General features: G+C 53.7%; 18 protein-coding genes and 2 pseudogenes. 8 read left to right on the top strand and 12 right to left on the bottom strand.

The annotated features are described in order from the left end of the window. Positions 1-39: 39 nt before the first annotated feature. Together VJ369_RS07410 and VJ369_RS07405 are read right to left on the bottom strand one after the other, a co-directional pair. Positions 40-1,002: an MBL fold metallo-hydrolase gene (locus VJ369_RS07410; RefSeq protein WP_324091448.1), complete on the bottom strand. Its 963-nt coding sequence runs from the start codon at positions 1,000-1,002 to the stop codon at positions 40-42. A gap of 95 nt (positions 1,003-1,097) precedes the next feature. Continuing rightward, complete coding sequence (locus VJ369_RS07405; RefSeq protein WP_324091447.1) at positions 1,098-1,652, bottom strand: MarR family winged helix-turn-helix transcriptional regulator; 555 nt, start codon at positions 1,650-1,652, stop codon at positions 1,098-1,100. A 131-nt stretch (positions 1,653-1,783) separates the two neighbouring features. Here VJ369_RS07405 and VJ369_RS07400 point away from each other — a divergent pair, with 131 nt between their 5' ends. The 3 genes from VJ369_RS07400 (at position 1,784) to fahA (ending at position 5,120) form a co-directional block, all read left to right on the top strand. Then, the gene (locus VJ369_RS07400) at positions 1,784-2,995 is read left to right on the top strand and encodes a homogentisate 1,2-dioxygenase (RefSeq protein WP_324091446.1); all 1,212 of its coding nucleotides are present in this window, start codon (positions 1,784-1,786) and stop codon (positions 2,993-2,995) included. Positions 2,996-3,098: 103 nt separating this feature from the next. After that, positions 3,099-3,875 carry a hypothetical protein gene (locus tag VJ369_RS07395; protein WP_324091445.1) on the top strand — a complete coding sequence of 259 codons (777 nt, stop codon included), beginning with the start codon at positions 3,099-3,101 and terminating at the stop codon, positions 3,873-3,875. 15 nt (positions 3,876-3,890) lie between these two features. Continuing rightward, positions 3,891-5,120 (top strand): fumarylacetoacetase, encoded by a 1,230-nt coding sequence (gene fahA / locus VJ369_RS07390; RefSeq protein WP_324091444.1) that lies wholly within the window; start codon positions 3,891-3,893, stop codon positions 5,118-5,120. Between the two features lie 257 nt (positions 5,121-5,377). Here the strand turns inward: fahA and VJ369_RS07385 are convergent, their stop codons facing one another. The 6 genes from VJ369_RS07385 to VJ369_RS07360 form a co-directional block, all read right to left on the bottom strand. After that, positions 5,378-5,818 carry a hypothetical protein gene (locus VJ369_RS07385; RefSeq protein WP_324091443.1) on the bottom strand — a complete coding sequence of 147 codons (441 nt, stop codon included), beginning with the start codon at positions 5,816-5,818 and terminating at the stop codon, positions 5,378-5,380. Positions 5,819-6,313: 495 nt separating this feature from the next. Continuing rightward, positions 6,314-7,315 carry a zeta toxin family protein gene (locus VJ369_RS07380; RefSeq protein ID WP_324091442.1) on the bottom strand — a complete coding sequence of 334 codons (1,002 nt, stop codon included), beginning with the start codon at positions 7,313-7,315 and terminating at the stop codon, positions 6,314-6,316. Positions 7,316-7,331: 16 nt separating this feature from the next. Beyond that, positions 7,332-7,790 (bottom strand): hypothetical protein, encoded by a 459-nt coding sequence (locus tag VJ369_RS07375; RefSeq protein WP_324091441.1) that lies wholly within the window; start codon positions 7,788-7,790, stop codon positions 7,332-7,334. Between the two features lie 333 nt (positions 7,791-8,123). Further along, positions 8,124-8,693, bottom strand: coding sequence for a hypothetical protein (locus tag VJ369_RS07370; protein ID WP_324091440.1), 570 nt, complete (start codon positions 8,691-8,693; stop codon positions 8,124-8,126). A 156-nt stretch (positions 8,694-8,849) separates the two neighbouring features. Next, positions 8,850-9,512 carry an EcsC family protein gene (locus tag VJ369_RS07365; RefSeq protein ID WP_324091496.1) on the bottom strand — a complete coding sequence of 221 codons (663 nt, stop codon included), beginning with the start codon at positions 9,510-9,512 and terminating at the stop codon, positions 8,850-8,852. Between the two features lie 17 nt (positions 9,513-9,529). Beyond that, entirely contained in the window at positions 9,530-9,880 is a 351-nt protein-coding gene (locus VJ369_RS07360) for a hypothetical protein (protein ID WP_324091439.1), read from the bottom strand. Positions 9,881-10,806: 926 nt separating this feature from the next. On the opposite strand from VJ369_RS07360, the gene VJ369_RS07355 reads away from it, so the two are divergent. From VJ369_RS07355 to VJ369_RS07340, 5 genes and pseudogenes are all read left to right on the top strand, one after another. Continuing rightward, positions 10,807-11,196: a hypothetical protein gene (locus VJ369_RS07355; protein ID WP_324091438.1), complete on the top strand. Its 390-nt coding sequence runs from the start codon at positions 10,807-10,809 to the stop codon at positions 11,194-11,196. Between the two features lie 146 nt (positions 11,197-11,342). Next, the gene (locus VJ369_RS07350) at positions 11,343-12,233 is read left to right on the top strand and encodes a hypothetical protein (protein WP_324091437.1); all 891 of its coding nucleotides are present in this window, start codon (positions 11,343-11,345) and stop codon (positions 12,231-12,233) included. A 202-nt stretch (positions 12,234-12,435) separates the two neighbouring features. Further along, positions 12,436-13,029: pseudogene (locus VJ369_RS07345) on the top strand (recombinase family protein). A 175-nt stretch (positions 13,030-13,204) separates the two neighbouring features. Next, a complete protein-coding gene (locus VJ369_RS19155) occupies positions 13,205-13,276 on the top strand; it encodes a DUF4113 domain-containing protein (RefSeq protein ID WP_414652633.1) in 72 nt (23 codons plus the stop codon). Between the two features lie 63 nt (positions 13,277-13,339). Further along, positions 13,340-14,107, top strand: coding sequence for a hypothetical protein (locus VJ369_RS07340; protein ID WP_324091436.1), 768 nt, complete (start codon positions 13,340-13,342; stop codon positions 14,105-14,107). Between the two features lie 195 nt (positions 14,108-14,302). On the opposite strand, the gene VJ369_RS07335 is transcribed toward VJ369_RS07340, so the two are convergent. From VJ369_RS07335 to VJ369_RS07320, 4 genes and pseudogenes are all read right to left on the bottom strand, one after another. After that, positions 14,303-14,674, bottom strand: coding sequence for a DUF6176 family protein (locus tag VJ369_RS07335; RefSeq protein WP_324091435.1), 372 nt, complete (start codon positions 14,672-14,674; stop codon positions 14,303-14,305). A 135-nt stretch (positions 14,675-14,809) separates the two neighbouring features. Next, positions 14,810-15,208: a hypothetical protein gene (locus tag VJ369_RS07330; RefSeq protein WP_324091434.1), complete on the bottom strand. Its 399-nt coding sequence runs from the start codon at positions 15,206-15,208 to the stop codon at positions 14,810-14,812. A 181-nt stretch (positions 15,209-15,389) separates the two neighbouring features. Then, positions 15,390-15,877 (bottom strand): annotated as a pseudogene (locus VJ369_RS07325) (DNA polymerase V subunit UmuC); the annotation flags it as partial. Continuing rightward, positions 15,859-16,066: S24 family peptidase (locus VJ369_RS07320; protein ID WP_324091433.1), on the bottom strand; the 208-nt coding region annotated here is incomplete at its 5' end. The gene VJ369_RS07320 and the pseudogene VJ369_RS07325, both read right to left, overlap by 19 nt.

Here is a 16,066-nt window from a genome sequence, read left to right as displayed (position 1 = left end):
ACCGCTGGGGAACTATGTCAATGCTGCATAAGAGGATTCTCAGCTTTGTAATTGAGCCCAGATCTCGCGGTCACGTTGAGGGGTCCAGATCATGGGGCGATCGATTCCGTGGAGTTCTTCCCAAAGTCTGGCTACGTTGAAGGGCAGGCAGTGCTCAAAAATTGGCCATATGCCGTAATCGTCCACTAGGGCTGAGTGGCACGCGTTGAAGGCCGATTTGAGGTCGCCGCCGGATTCCTTGGCTGATGTTGTTTCCCGAATCATTGTTTGCAGGAAAGAACGGCTCTGCGCGATGGCTAATGCCACGTTGTTGGAGCCGCGGATGACTGGGCCTCGGCCGCCAACTACGAGTTCGGCGCCAAAAGACTGGACCGAATCTAAGGTCCGACCTGCCCAGTCAAAGTGGAAAGAGTCCCCAGTGTAAAGCGCTGCTTCCGACTCCATGAGGTCGCCAGCAAAGAGGATTTTGTGTTTTGGAAGCCACGCAACCAGATCTCCGTCGGTGTGGCCTCGACCAACGTGCTCAAGAACGAGGTCACCGCGGTCGCCACCGAGGGGAATGGTCATGCGCTCACTGAAGGTGATGGTGGGGAAGGTCAGGCCCGGGATGGATTCCTCATTCTGTGCCAGCCTCGGGAACCGGGCAAATTCGCTTTTCCAGTCTTCCAGCCCACGTTCCTCGATGAGGCGCATCGTGTTCTCGTGGGCGATGACGGCTTGGGCACCGAACGCCGATGCCCCCAAGGCCCTGACCGCGTGGTAATGCGACAGCACCACAAACCGAATCGGTTTGGTTGTATGCTCCCGGAGCAGTTCAACCCACTTTCCGGTGGCCACCGGGGTGGCCAAGGATTCGAAGCATACGACAAAGTCCTCGCCTTCGATGGCTCCGATATTGGGATCGCCTTCGGCGGTCAGGGCGTACACCCCGTCCGCCAGGATTTCCAAAGTCTGCTTTTTTTCGACCAGGTCGCCAGTAGAAGCGAACTCTTTCACCGACATTGTCACTCATTTCGTTAAACCATGTACAAAGTGAGGTCAACTGTAACCCATGTCATATGAAAAAGAAAAGAGGGTTCGGCGCCTATTTTAGCGAACTAGTCCCGGAGTCGCGCCCCGGCCTTTCCTCGCTGGGAAATGAGCTTTTCGAGCAACATGACCAGCAGTTGCTGCTCGACATCGGTGAGCGTAGAAGCCCAGCGTGCCTCTTGCGCATTCTGCTCAGCAAATGCAGCCCGCGCATATTCCGTGCCAGCGTCGGTCAGCCGTAGTAGTGTTGTCCGCCCATCTGCTTCAGAGGGCTCCTTGACGAGATAATCCTTGCTGACAAGCGTATTGGTCAGGTTCGATACGGCAGCTCGGCTCATTCCCGCGAATTTTGCCGCCCTGCCGGATTCGAGGGGCCCTGCCAGCCATACAACGAACAGCACGCGGAATGCCGCCCATGACATGCCGCGCGGGCGATGGACGGTGGATTCAAGATCGTAGACGACAAGATTGGCGGCGCGATTGAGTGTAATGATGAGCTTTGTCGCCACAGAATCAATGTCATCCATTTCCTCGGCAATGCGCCGGCTTGCCATCTCCGCGAACGACCAGTAATCGGCTGGATTCATCCCTGGCTGCGTCTCACGCTTTTTGCTCTCAGTCATTCCGCCAATCTACCGCCCAAATACGCACCCACGTCCCGGTTGCCAGATTCCGTCGAGTGACTTTTATCGCATTATTTGTATAAGCGTGTACTATTAAGTCATTCGATTCCTCCGCAACCTAAGGAGTTCTAGTGGCCTTTTATCGCCAAGTTGGTTCCGTTCCCCGAACCCGACACACGGTGTTTCGATCCGCGACCGCGGACTTGCTCTATGAGGAGCTCATGGGTGAGGAAGGATTCTCTTCGGATTCCTCATTGCTCTACCACCGCAACATTCCGTCAGCCCTGGTGGCCGCACGCATATGGGACCTTCCTGACCAGTCGTTGGTTTCAAATGCCCCGCTCATCCCGCGGCACCTGAAGCTGCACGACTTATTCACCAATTCCGAGGCCCACGCCTCGGATGCGGTCACGAGTCGCCGGCTTCTGCTTGGCAACAATGACGTTCGTATAAGCTACGCCTGGGTGGCGCAGACCTCTCCCCTCTACCGCAACGCGGTCGGTGATGAATGTGTCTACGTCGAATCCGGCGCGGCAATCCTTGAGACAGTCTTTGGTTCCCTCACTGTCGACGAGGGCGACTACGCAATCATTCCCCGCGCGACTACGCACCGCTGGGTCATCCCTGAAGGCTCGGATGCGCGCCTGTACTTCATCGAAGCCAGCAGTCACATCGGCCCGGCCCGGCAGTATCTGTCGAAGCATGGCCAGCTTTTGGAGCACGCCCCGTACTGTGAACGCGACCTCCGGGGCCCCGACACGCCATTGCTCGTCCAGGAACAGGACGTGGAGATCTACATCAAGCACCGAGGCAGCGGGCCAAATGGGCTTGCCGGGACCATTCACACAGTTCCGGAGCACCCCTTTGACGTGGTGGGGTGGGACGGTTGCCTCTACCCTTATATCTTCAACATCAAGGACTATATGCCGATCACTGGCAAGGTTCATCAGCCACCACCAGTTCACCAAGTCTTTGAGGGAAACAACTTCGTGGTGTGCAACTTTGTGCCCCGTAAGGTGGACTATCACCCGGACTCGATCCCCGTCCCCTACTACCACTCCAATGTGGACTCCGACGAAATCATGTTCTACGTCGGCGGCGATTACGAGGCCCGCAAGGGGTCTGGTATCGGTGTGGGCTCGGTGTCCGTGCACCCGGGTGGGCATGCCCACGGGCCTCAGCCTGGCGCCATTGAAGCGAGCCTCGGCAAAGAATACTTCGACGAGCTGGGTGTCATGGTAGATACCTTCCGCCCCCTTGATTTGGGCGAAGCCGCATTGGCCTCGGACGATGGGCTTTATGCGTCTTCCTGGACCGGAGGGCGCTGGATCAATGAAAAATGATGTGACGCGCGGCCTGTTGGGATTCTTTGACGATGCAGCGGTATTTCCCCCGGGGCTCGCCCCGCTGGGGCAAGCTATTGAAGATCACTTGGCCCGGCGATCGATGAAAGATGCCCCGTTGGTCGGCCCGATCTTACTACGAATGGATCAGATTGAGGAGGCCCACGCCCATGCCCTACACTCAGCCGATGAGCTTGGAGTTCAACTTGAGCATCATCCCCTAGCAGTTGGACTGATCATCCAAAAGGGGGAGCTCAGCAAAGCGTTGGAAATCTGCCGGCATCCCCTACCGGGGATCAGCATCGTCGGAATGGAATTGAAAACAAGTCCTACAGAGTGGCGCAACGCAGTAGAGGAATTTGTCGCAATCGAAACAACGGCAAGTCGCTATATCGAACTGGATATCCAGCAGATCAGGGAAGGTGCCCTCGAAGTACTCAAAGGCAGCGCAGTCAAACTGAAGTACCGCACTGGAGGACTTGAAGCACAGCTATTTCCCACCCCACTTGAATTGGCCTACGTCATTTCAAACGCCGTGCAGTGTCAACTACCTTTCAAACTCACCGCAGGATTGCACCAGGCAACCCGGCACACAAATCCGGTAACAGGCTTCACCCACCACGGATTTCTCAATATTGCCTTGGCTACCGAGGCAGCCCACCGACACGCACTGGTGCACGAAATGGCAGAGATTCTTGAAATCGAAGACCACGTCGAAATCGCTCACCGCATCTCAAAGATCCCATCGACAGCATGGCGCGCCGATTTCGAATCTTTCGGGACTTGCAGCATCGGAGAACCAATCCAATCTCTCATCGACATGGGACTGACATCGGACTGGATGCACTCCGGTAACAGAACATCTCGAAAACAGCCTTAAGAGGAGCAATCAATAATGCCAACACTGGCCGAAAATCTTGCACGAACCGAATCCGACGGCTTTGGACTGGCTCATCTCCCCTACGCCTCGTTCTCAGCGCCAGGTTCCACAAAAGCGCAATTGGGTATCCGTCTCGGTGACAACGTTTATGCTGTTGCAACCGTGCTCGAACACGCAGTAAACGTATCGCCCGAAGTAAAAGCGGTAGCAGAATCACCCAACCTCGATGCTCTGCTTACGGCGGGACACATGGTCTGGTCAGAGCTACGTGAATGCTTGCGCACTATTCTGACAGAGCTCGGCCGATCCGATGATCTGTTAGAAAGCTCCTACCCGGTGGGCGACGTACACCTCCACATGCCCTTTACGGTTGGTGATTATGTCGACTTCTACGGAAACGAACACCATGCAACGAACGTCGGTCGCATCTTCCGTCCCACCCAGCCGCCACTGACCCCAAATTGGAAGCATCTGCCCATCGGCTACCATGGCCGTTCTGGATCGATAATTCCATCCAATACCCCAGTCCCGCGGCCCAAGGGAATGCGGCCAGAAATCGACGCCGACCCATCGTTCGGGGTTTCACGTAGATTGGACATCGAAGCCGAGATTGGCTTCGTACTCGGTGGAAGCGCGCCAACCGGAGAAGTCAAGCTCGAGCAGGCGGATCATCACATTTTCGGCTTGACACTTACCAACGACTGGTCGGCGCGAGACATTCAAGCCTTTGAATACGTTCCACTAGGCCCCAACCTCGGAAAATCTTTCGCGACCTCAATCTCGCCATGGGTCACGCCTATTGCGGCCCTTGAATTTGCACGAACTGCTCCGCCCGTCCGTGACACACCCCTTGCAGAGTACCTTGACGATGCGGATCTGAAACCCTGGGGCTTCGAGATCCAGATCGAAGTCATCCTCAACGGAGAAACGGTTGCCCGACCCCCCTTTGCGAGCACCTACTGGACTGCTGCACAGATGCTCGCCCACATGACGGTCAACGGGGCAACCCTGCGACCCGGCGACTTTTTCGCCGGCGGAACAATTTCCGGACCCGAAAAGAACCAGCGCGGCTCGTTTCTGGAACTTTCATGGGGCGGAGAGGAGCCGCTGGCGCTGGCAGACGGAAGCGAGTTCACGTTCCTCAGGGACGGGGACACCGTAACACTCCGGGCAACGGCCAGCACCAAGGATGGCACGTTCATTAGGCTCGGAGATTGCTCCGGGACCATTGTTCCGTCATGCTAAGGGACCTTGGCAGTAATGGGGACGGATTAAGCGCTAAGCCCCGCGACGGTACAAGGAAGCGTGGTGATATGTCGACCGATCAATAATTGACTGAGGAACAAGCGGTGGTTTTCGGGACGGTTCCTAGTCGAACCATCTCATGCAGAGGAAAAGTTCTTCTATCTCGACGCGCCTGATACGGAAGGGATTGCTGAGCGCACAGGTAAGCATAATCGCCAGTCAATCCCAATCAGAAAGTGCCCGGGCGGAGCCCGGCACTAGGCGATTTCCGCGAGTTCCAATAGTCGCCTTCGCGCAGCTACAAGCTCGTTCATCGTGAGATAGGGCGTACCTACTGCGGATGCGAGTTTTTCTGCTGCGAAACGTAGTGCCAAGGATGTGCTGGAGTCGATTCCATCAATGGCGAACGCCTCACGCCATGCGTGTGCGTCTCTTTCAGGGAGCTTCTGTATGGGCTGCTCCAATCCCAGAATAAGCAGCAGGGAAGTTGGTGAGCATGATTCCCTGATGAGGACGCTGTCCGATGTCAATGCTCGGATATAGCCTCGCAGCAGCTTTCCCGGCCGGTTCTCCGACAGATCGATCTGGGCGTGCACTTCGACCCAGAACCGCTCCGCTCTATCAGCAAGGACGGCATCTTCCAGAGAGCCGCACAATGACAATGCCGCCAGAATTTCCATCACCAGAGGCGAGGGCACACAAACCCTCAACGAAACACTCTCGCATCCCGCCGTCGCTCCCCTCGTCGCGGAACATCTGGGACTTCCCCAAGACCCACATACCTGGACCCCTAATCACCACGGTGCACTCACATGGATAAAAAATGAGATCGGCCAAGCAGCACTATTCCTCGTTGAAGATGCTGACCAGAACAACATCCTCGATCTCTCCCCAGTTCCAACACACGATTACCTGGACATGACGGACTCAGAAGAGGAAACCCAAAGCCAGAAAGTACGTGCCGCCGGCTTTCCCCAACCAATCCAAACCTCTCTAAAAACCAGCCCCGCATCTGAAGAGTTCATCACGAAGGCCGAACCACCCCACCTGCAGCAGCGTCAACGTACCCGACCATGGACTAGGACGATAGACGCGGCCTCTGAATGCCCGGTCTACGGTTTAAAACCAGTCAGATGAAACGTGTCAATAGCTCTTCACTTCAAATCGAACATTTCGATACTCATACGCTGCAATTATCGTTGTATTCCAGAATCGCCCCGACCACTAGATTTCCCTCTCGGACGCACCGAACTGCTATGCGCTAGGAACGCCGAACGCTGCCTATCCGCAGCTTTTGAGATCAACATACCGTCTCGTGTGACCAGGTCTTTTTCCAAGACATGCGGCCGACCTTCTACACGCCGGTACTGTTGAAACCCCTCAACACCAGAACCCCGTTCAGCGAGCCTTCGAGAGGTTCCTTCGGTCACAGAAACACCATCGTTCCCGTATACACTCCGCGCAAACTCCGAAGGGACCGGACGCCCGCCAATTTTTCCTTTAAGCGTCGACTCCCCATCCAAGAACTGACGATAACCATCCTCCCACCGCTGGCGGATACCTTCTTGAGTCAGCTTCTCAGAGGCTTGAACACTCACCACGAAATACCTGTATTGACTATCATCCAGTTCCTCCATGATCGCCTCAGCCGCGCGTTCGCTGGACAGTACGGTGTCAAGAACAAAATTGATATTTTTGCTCATCAGCTCGTCCTGCAACAAGTCGCGTAGCATCACTGCTTCTCGATGCACCTGCGTCGAAAAATCCATCGGCGCAAAAACCTCGCCAGCAGCCTCAAGTTCCTTAACCTGTGCTGACTTCAACAGCTCCAGCTGACCACTGTCCAACTCATGCTCCAAGATCAACTCTTTGAAAATATCCGGATCACAGACAACATAACCGTCCAGTTTCAAAATGTCCTTCTGCACTGTTCCCTTACCTGCACCAGGAGGACCAGCCATCACCACCGCCCGGCCACCTTCAGCACCGCCACCGGCCAACTCAATAACCTGGCTGATCCACTTTTTATGCAACACCTCACGCTCAGCCGTCGGCCGAGAAGCAACCCCTGGGATAGTTTCAAAATACGCAGGATTACTCAAAGTAGATTGAGGCCCGCTAAGCGCCGCGCGACTATCAGCATTAAGCTGCCTCAGGGTCTGCCTGTGCCGCTCAATCTCCTGCTCATGAGTCACTATTTACTATCCTCTTCTAACTGCTCTTGGCAGCTAAACGTTCGAAAACCTCATCATAAATCGAGGTGTCAATCAGACCCATATATTCAGCACTCACCACATCATGAAACGACCCACGACGCGATTCTTCATACTCACCAAACTCATTTGGCTCAGGCACCGTCTTATACGGCCACGCCACCAACTGGCGAACCAATTCCTCCCGGACCACAAGACCCGCAGCATAACGCTGGCAAGCCTCCAACGGCGTCGCCGATTCAAAATCAGCCACCACATCAGCAACATTCTTCGCCGATTTCAACGCCGAATGCACAGTCGGCTGAGTCAACCCCAAAGCCTTCGCAATCTCCACCTGCGGCGCCACCTCATAAGCCGCTTTCAACGCACGCTTATAATCCAACTCATCAAGCTGCTTACGAAGATTCAACCGCACCAACTTCTGCAACGCCTGCGGACGCTCCATCACCTGTCCCATAATTCCTCCACCCCTCAAAACATCGAACTTGCCTATAACTCAAGTATAGGTTGTTCTATATAGAGATGTCTATACATGATGTAGACAAGGCGATTGTCTAACAAACCGTCACACCGGAGGGTGTAGCAATTGCCTGTTTTACTTTCTGGAGGCGCAGAGAGCATGAGCCGATTGCCCCAGCGTTGCCCTCGCCAATACATAAGACGATCAAGCTCCCATGAACTCAGTAGATTGCAGGAATACTTGGAGTCCGACCGGGGTGCTGTCGTGAAAAAATGCGTCAAATCCTATCCAGAAGCCACCCAGACTCGAGTAGTTGACATCGCCGTGGGCTCAGCGATAGTACGTGGCACCAAACCCGTAGATATCAATGACCTTGGCCGCTGGGATACTTCGCCCCGACGGCAAACCAGAAGCAAAATCAACAGTCTGATAGGCAGCCGCCAACCGATCGATTTCCTTCTGATGAGTTTCGTAGAATTCTCCGATCAGTTCCACCGTGTTCACACTAAACTTAGAGAACGGGTTGACTTTCTTCCGCTCCTTGGCGATGGCCCCGAAAGTCTGCACGAAGTACGAATCCAATGACGGGAAGACACCCCATACTCCCATCATGGTCTTGGTGACCAAAGTGATCCGTCGCCCGCCTTCAGGCAGTAGGGTATCTCCGAGTTCCCGATATACGGAAACCAACAGTTCCTGATTCCGCTGCGTACCGAAGTCTGCTGGGGTGAGCCCCCTTATCTCGGACGTATAGCGTTCAATCACTTCAAGTGCCTGCAGGTAGTGCCGAGCATTGGTGTTCTTAAACAAATAGGACGAGCCGCGCAACATCCCCCAACTGGCCAGATAGTAGCCCAGCTGCATACAACTTGCTTGGCGGTCACTGCGCACACGTTCCACGTCGGCAAAATGCTCAAAACAGAAGTCCCACGACAGAACTCTGGCATGACTGGCTACCCCCCCCTAGTCCTCCCATGAAACGCTCGACAACGGAAGAAATTCTTTCTGCCCCTGAATCACCGTTGCGGTAGTGTTCCAGAGCCAGTGATTGATTGGTCATCGGGAGGTAGTTTGGGTTGTGTGCAGGTCGGGGCCGCCCAACTTAGCTGGCTCGTCGAGCACGCTGATTACTTCGTCAGCGCCGCCCGAGCCACCCTGGCCCATATGCGGGACTAGGTAACGCACTTCCTCATCTGCAAGGTGCGGGTACTTTTCTAGAAGGAATCGTCGCCGGTACGCAATGCTGGCGGCATCGACGATCGACTCCAAAGTGGCCCAGTTGAAGGCGCCGCCAATGGCGATGCCAGCCAAGGGAACGACTTTGCCAAGCCCCTGCTTGGTGAATCGAATAGCAAATTTATTCGCGAATTGCCGGGAAACCTGCGCGACAATTGACTTGTCCAATACTGCCCAGGTTTTGCCGCGGACAAGCGCTTGGGTGAGCTTCGAGATGTCGGCCATTGCCGCGGTCTTCGCGCTGGCGGACATTGCCGTACCCGCGTTAACAACAGACATGACGAATACCTTCTCTCCTGGCTCCTCAGGATCGTAGCCGTAAAGCAAAGAGACGTGGCCGACGGAACGAGAAGCGAGGCCTAGAACCCACGCCGCGTCGCCAACAATAGCACCGGCGACGGCTGGGCCCGAAGGAGCTGCTGCAGCTCCACCTGTCACAGGGATGGCCAGCTCTCCCCCGGAGATCACCAACCCTGCTCCCATGCCCGACAACGCTGCAGCTATCGGATAGCCCAGCTCGTTCCTTGTCCGCGAACGAGGTCAATCTGCTGGAGATCGAGGCGGCGCAAGTCGTGAAGTAAGGCAACTTCGTGTCCACGCTTTTTGTGCCTCGCCACGACTTTTTGAGGGGAGAGTCCCGCGCGTGAGACGCGTCCCACCGTTTGCCGCATCGACCCTAAAGCGGAGCCGCTCCAGTCGGCCAATCCGTCAGGGATCGCCCCGGCGGCCTTACGGGCTCCGGTGCTGATTGCGTTTGCGCCCTTGCCGGCTATGTCTTGCCCACGAGAAAAAACCGCTTGTACTTTCGGGCGGTTATCCAGGTACCGCGTGGCACGATTGCCCAGTTTCACAGCCCCAGTGGATGCTTTCTCGCCAACATTTCTTATCATTTGAGACAGAGGACGACCCTTGAATCGTTGGATGTCACGCCATGCTGCGAGCTCGTATTCCGATGGTTCAGTCATATCGCGAGTGTAACGCTCCAGACCGATACCCAAAGAAGTTGAGCCAGAGACGAGCAGAAGATAAACCAACCGCTCCCCACAATTCCACTGTAAGCGACTTCGTAAAGTCGATCAGAAGCTTGATGAGGTGAAGATAGCTCTCGATCAATTAGAAATCTTGCATGTCTTCAAAGACTATGTCGATGGTATCGGTGGATGGCTCCGCGCATTCGTGAATCTCCATGACACCACGGAGGTCCGACTGAATGATGGATTAGATACACTCCACTGACGATTAAATCCAATGCCACGCCTCCCATATTCTCGCCGGGCGCAAACCGTGGAAGAGTCTAGTTCTCAAGAAGTCTAATTCAGTGTCAGGGCCTCGAGATGTATCCCTACTGGCTACGAAAAGCTCCCATTCACATCTATCCAAATCCTTGATGGCGTTGCAAAGAAGACGATTCAACCTTGTTGGCGCGCATCCACATACCCATCTCAAAATCAATAACTAACGTGCGCACAGAGCTTATTTTCGTCATCGCCGGTTAATCGAAGAAGTCTCTCGTAGGGCATGTGAACGAATCTGAAACCGGATCATCACGCCCTTTTGAAACTTTCAGACGTGTTGGCTCATAAACACAAGATGCGTGGAGTCAACTCACCTTACGAACCCATGAGCAAGCCAATAAAGCTTCACTGCTTTAGAGCTCCTAACCGATTCGAGCTGCTAACTCAATGGCAAATTATCTGAAAAAATCCGAAAGCTTCTAACGTCTCTATCGATTTATAGAATTTGTGATGTACACTTGTGATAGTAGAAAGGGGTCTCAATGGGATTCGAAGTTTTTGATCGCACTTCCGCACCATCAACGAAAACTCCATTCGTGACGGTTCAGAAGTCAGGCGTATTATCGTTGAATGCAGCGGCGCATGAATTAATCAACAAAGCCGATATCGTCGAGTTGTTGTTTGACCGTGACGCACGCATTATCGGTCTGAAACCAGCTGAACGTTCCGCACGTTCCTATGAGTTTCGTAAAGCCGGAAAGTCTGGACAAGTAATAGTTGCCGCCATAGCCTTCACGCAGCACTATGAGATCGATACATCGGTTAGCCGTCGATGGACACCTTATGAACAGGACGGCATTCTTTGCATTGATCTAAATCGTCACCATACAGAAATCCAAGGAAACCGCAGTAAGATCCCATCTACTGAATAAAAAAACCCGGAACCACGCCAATGGTCCCGGGTTTCAGCCACCTGCACAGTAAGCGCTAGATGTCATTTCCGTATCTATGACACTTTAGAACACTCTTATCGTTCTTGTCTAACGCTTCCTGTGCCTACACAGGAAAGAGATCTACCATGATTTCAATTTCCGATGCCTACGGCATCACCGCCCCTTTCCCCTTCGAGGATCTGAATATCGATTCGGACAATAGGCGATTCCTAGACCCACGAGTCATTCGGATCAACTCTTCGTCATGCTCTTATGCATCTGCAGCAGTGGACCTCATTGACTCATTCTTTGACGAAATCACCACCTCTGTACTCAGTTCAGATACAGCCAAGCGTAGGCACGGTCGCGAACTGCTAACCAAATTTGAAGAACCCTGGGAAACACGATTAGGTTACGCCAGCACTGGATTTCATGGTCACGGTGCTGCACAAACCATCGGTGGCGACATTTGGGACGAGTTAAGTAGCAACCTTCGTCCACTGATTAAGGTTGCTATATTGAAACAGCTAGAAGCACTGCCTTTGTTCATTGAAAACGTGGGAGCCGATCGCACTTCAGACATCGCTACACGAATCATTTACAAGGTTCTGTGCGATTTCACGGAACAAATGGTTATTGACTACCCACAGTTCGCCACGCATGGCGATGGCATCAAGTCAGTCATGAGGCAACTCTGGGATCCCGTTACGCGAACCTGGGTCGTGCGCAATGTTCACTTACCGCATTGGCAGGGTAAACCTCTTGTCTTGGTCCCCAAGACCTGGACGCGACGTAACATGCTCATGACAGGAGGTCGCTACTACGAAACCTCACTTCTCACATTCGTGCAGCTTGGACAATCGCACCTTCAAGCTGATGGGAAGCTTCTGCGCCCTACTAAGGGCTTGCTGAAAACAAATCCGCTATTTCAGCGAAGTTATGAAACCAATCTCAGGATCACGCTTGAAGCTGCGGAGAACGGAACGAACCTGTACGAAATGTTCGAAACTTTCGTAGATGAACGGTATGTGGCCTAGGGTGCTACGTGAGCACTAAGAATCCTTAGCGACAGTGAGACGTCTTGCAACTGAAAGGTTGCAAGACGTCTCATCGGGTTCCAATCCCCCAACGAAAATTCCGCGAAAACTCAATATGCAGAAATTCTCGCAACTATGTGTCGCAACCAATGACGTAGATTCTTGTCCGCACCATTAGTTGCGAGACACTTTCGAAGAACCGATGACCAAACTGATCGGATACGCCCGCGTATCAACCAAAGCCCAAGACTCTGACCGGCAAATCTAAGACTTGCTTGCTGCCGGCATCCGGCGCGATGACCTCTATAATGACCATGGTCTCTCCGGAGCACTCGCCAAACGCCCAGGACTAGACCGAGCACACGAGGCATTGCACCCCGGTGACACTTTGGTAATCACTACCCTGGACCGACTCGGACGCTCCACTCAGAAAATTCTTGAACTCGCAGAAGAACTCCGAGAATGTGATAACGGACTGCGTGTACTGAATCTCGGCGGCGGCGACGTCGACACCAAAACCCCAATGGGCGCTATGGTTTTTACCGTCATGGCAGCACTCGCGCAAATGGAGTTGGAGATCAAACGCGAACGCATCAACGACTCCGTCACCAAACGCCGCACCATCGGCGGGGACCTCGGCGGCCGGCGTCCCGCCTTCACCGACTCCCAAATCCGCACCGCAGCAAAACTCATCCAAGCTGGCGAACCAGCAACCCAAGTCGCCAAAGACATGGGCATGTCCCGCGCAACTCTCTACCGCAGAATCAAAGAGCAACAGGCTGAGACACCAAGCTGAACTCACCCTGAGTCCACCCTTTGACAAACCGACATTCTAACCCTGGAAACATATACTGCTACAAGCAGCTTCAAGAGCATAGCGGGGTTAATGAATGGTTCTCAAGGTACCAGATCCACGCTGAGCATGGGGTGAAGTTTATTGGCCCAGGTACTGCCGGCCTACGACCTGGGAAATGAAGCGCAAGATGAGGAATCCTGGCTACACCACGCATTGGAAGGAGCTGATGACTATGGAGGTCGCCTAAGCGTTACCGCGCGTTCAGCCTCGGTCTACGCGTATTGCGAGCACTCTGACACATAATGGACCCGTGATCCAATTCATCAGTAACATATCCCAGGGACTAGCGGTTGTAGCAACCCTCGTAGGCCTGGCTGTAGCATTCACTCAAATCAACGCATCCAGTCGTGGGCGAAAGCGAGCCGAACACTGGCGAACGCAGCTCGATAGCGGTCTATCAGAAAATAACGAGATCACCGCACGTGCACTCCACAAAACGGCGCTGGGGAAACTGGCAGCTATTGAACAAGTACCAGTAAACTCAATTGCCATACACTTCGTTGTACTGGGATTCTACATATATCTATCGGTTAACGTCGGAATTGAACTAGCCGAATACACCGTCGGTAAATCCACGACAGCCGAGGTTTTTGCACAGATTACGTCCAAGCAATATCTCTATTTTGTCGCACTCTGCTTCGCGCCCTGGTATCAGATACGAGCGATGTGGGCTCTCTATGATAGCCGCAAACGAATAGCCCAAGCCCTTATTCTAGACCTACCTACAATAGATATAACCCCCGACTCGTCACCAGCAAAAGAAGACAAGTGGCCTGTGTGGATCGCCGTCATCTATGCGGCTGGTACCGCCATGTCAGGAACGTTCGTTGGATTCACCTATTACTCGTTCAAACTACGAGACAACATCAACGAAGAAGTGGCCTCCTCATTGCTCAATCTAATGCCACTGCCGATGGCAGTTCTGATTGGCATCGCTCACATGAGCTTCTTCTACGCTCTCGAACATCTCAGGGGCAATACTCTAAAATCGCCCCCTTCCCAACAAACATCTGTATAAAGTTTTGGCTCTAGTGAGTTTCGGGAAGCGGTTTAGGGAAATCGAGAACGTTGGAAAACTGCCATATTGAAAAAGTGCTGGCATGGCGGTTTATAGCTTCCCAAAAACGATCGTTTTTGGCGTTCCGTAAGGGGATCGACATACGGACATCGTTTCGTTAGACGTTCCCCGTTTGAGAAACGATCGGAAGATTGGTTAGCTCGTCCCACCGATCGTCGCCAGCGGCTTCATTGCTGCTTCCACGCGTTCCGGAATCATCGTGACACGTGGTGTGAGATCTTCCGCAGGAAAGGTGTCATCGATGCATGTGCGCCAGTACTGCATGTGCTTTTCATCGAGCCAGTGCTCTGATTGTTCAACGCCGGAACCGTCTTCGCCCTGGACGCTGTACCAATACAAGTAATCGATTCCATCGATCGTCTCCGAGAAAATCGTCTCAACGTACATTTGTTCGGGTTCAAGTGTCTCTCGAACTGCGGCAGCATTCGCGGTCAGGAATTGCATCCACTCATCTACGATGCTCTGTGTGTTCTCGCGGACTCGGAAACGAGTTAGTTCAATCTTCATTCGTCCATAGTGCCGGGTTCGTTCCGTTGAACTCAAACTTAGTCCCAGTTGGCGTTCCGCGTACGGGTGGCACAGCACGGAGATCTCTGGGCAGAAGTGCTGACGGCTTTGGCACTGACGTCAGCCCTCGACACTTTAGCTGAACCTCTTGAGCTTCCATTCCGGTCCGTGATTACTTGGTATGCAGAGATACGACCGTCGAAAAATGGGGCTTTTGTAAACCACTAGCGGTTCTGAGCTGAGGGCAAAAGTCGCAACGTCGTCAATGGTTTCTTCCGCAAATTTAATGACCTCGTCCAACCCTTTGGGAATCGTTCGGAATCCGACATATTGCTCATCGTAAACAAGCTCCGGTGCCTCGCCTCCCAGCACCAGCGTGAAGACGCCGAGCCGAGGGCCTTGAAGATCTAAATCGACAGAGTGCCTACGCACATAGACTCGACCACTGAAATCCTCCGGCAAGGTCATTGTGATCTTCTCAACCCGATCCTTCAGCTGGGCGAGGTAATTCAGTACCTTTTGATCATCTTTCATGGACCGGAACCTAACCTCTCTCGTTTGGAATACGTTCAAGCGTCTGAGGCATCCAGAAACGATCGTATCCGGTGTTGTGTAGAGGGTCCCCTTCCGGTCAGGAAGGACTCTGCATACGAGTCCTGAAAACCACATTCATATTTCACGACGGAATCCGAATGAATCGGGTCCAATAGGCCACTGACGAATACTCGGCTGTACCGGTAGACTTGGCAATCCCGACGCACACAGGTAATCCGGTTAGCCGGAACACTTCGGCTTTGATCTTCTCGCCTGGGTTTGCAGTTCGTCGAGGGTGCCGCGCACCCCGAGGAATGCTTCATCGATGGAGTAGACCTCCACCCAGGCAGAGAACCGTGCCAGTAGTCTCATGACCCTCGCTGACATTTCCCCATACAGCTCATGATTAGAAGACTTCGCCACCAGACCCAAACGCGCAGCACCGGCAGCGAGTTTGAACCAAGGCTCACCCATACCAATACCCAACGCTTTGGCTTCACTGCTGCGTGCGACCGCGCACCCATCGTTATTGGATAATACGATCACCGGTCGGCCCTCCAACGTCGGATCGAAAACCCGCTCACACGAGACATAAAACGAGTTCACGTCCACGTGGGCGATATAGTCCTGACGGTGTGAGCTGGGGGAGTCTAGAGGTGGTGCAGGCATGTGGTGGCCACACCCCAAATACGGAAATCCGACAGCTCAGCCACCGGAAGATCCGGGTAGTCCGGATTCTCAGCCTTCAACACCACGCCGGTCGGTGAAGTCGAAAGCCGTTTGACCGTCATCTCCCCGTCGATCACCGCAATCACGACATGCCCATCCCGAGGCTGGATCGACCGATCCACGATCAAC

Source organism: Glutamicibacter sp., assembly GCF_035257265.1.
GTDB lineage: Bacteria > Actinomycetota > Actinomycetes > Actinomycetales > Micrococcaceae > Glutamicibacter.
Note: the sequence above shows the minus strand (reverse complement) of the source record. Positions and strands in the feature narration are given on the sequence as shown.

What these genes read in the sequence shown, in the direction of transcription:
- VJ369_RS07410 (WP_324091448.1), bottom strand. Translation starts at nt 1,002, where the DNA reads ATGTCGGTGAAAGAGTTCGCTTCTACTGGCGACCTGGTCGAAAAAAAG.
- VJ369_RS07405 (WP_324091447.1), bottom strand. Translation starts at nt 1,652, where the DNA reads ATGACTGAGAGCAAAAAGCGTGAGACGCAGCCAGGGATGAATCCAGCC.
- VJ369_RS07395 (WP_324091445.1), top strand. Translation starts at nt 3,099, where the DNA reads ATGAAAGATGCCCCGTTGGTCGGCCCGATCTTACTACGAATGGATCAG.
- fahA (WP_324091444.1), top strand. Translation starts at nt 3,891, where the DNA reads ATGCCAACACTGGCCGAAAATCTTGCACGAACCGAATCCGACGGCTTT.
- VJ369_RS07375 (WP_324091441.1), bottom strand. Translation starts at nt 7,790, where the DNA reads ATGGGACAGGTGATGGAGCGTCCGCAGGCGTTGCAGAAGTTGGTGCGG.
- VJ369_RS07365 (WP_324091496.1), bottom strand. Translation starts at nt 9,512, where the DNA reads ATGGGAGCAGGGTTGGTGATCTCCGGGGGAGAGCTGGCCATCCCTGTG.
- VJ369_RS07355 (WP_324091438.1), top strand. Translation starts at nt 10,807, where the DNA reads ATGGGATTCGAAGTTTTTGATCGCACTTCCGCACCATCAACGAAAACT.
- VJ369_RS07350 (WP_324091437.1), top strand. Translation starts at nt 11,343, where the DNA reads ATGATTTCAATTTCCGATGCCTACGGCATCACCGCCCCTTTCCCCTTC.
- VJ369_RS07335 (WP_324091435.1), bottom strand. Translation starts at nt 14,674, where the DNA reads ATGAAGATTGAACTAACTCGTTTCCGAGTCCGCGAGAACACACAGAGC.
- VJ369_RS07330 (WP_324091434.1), bottom strand. Translation starts at nt 15,208, where the DNA reads ATGAAAGATGATCAAAAGGTACTGAATTACCTCGCCCAGCTGAAGGAT.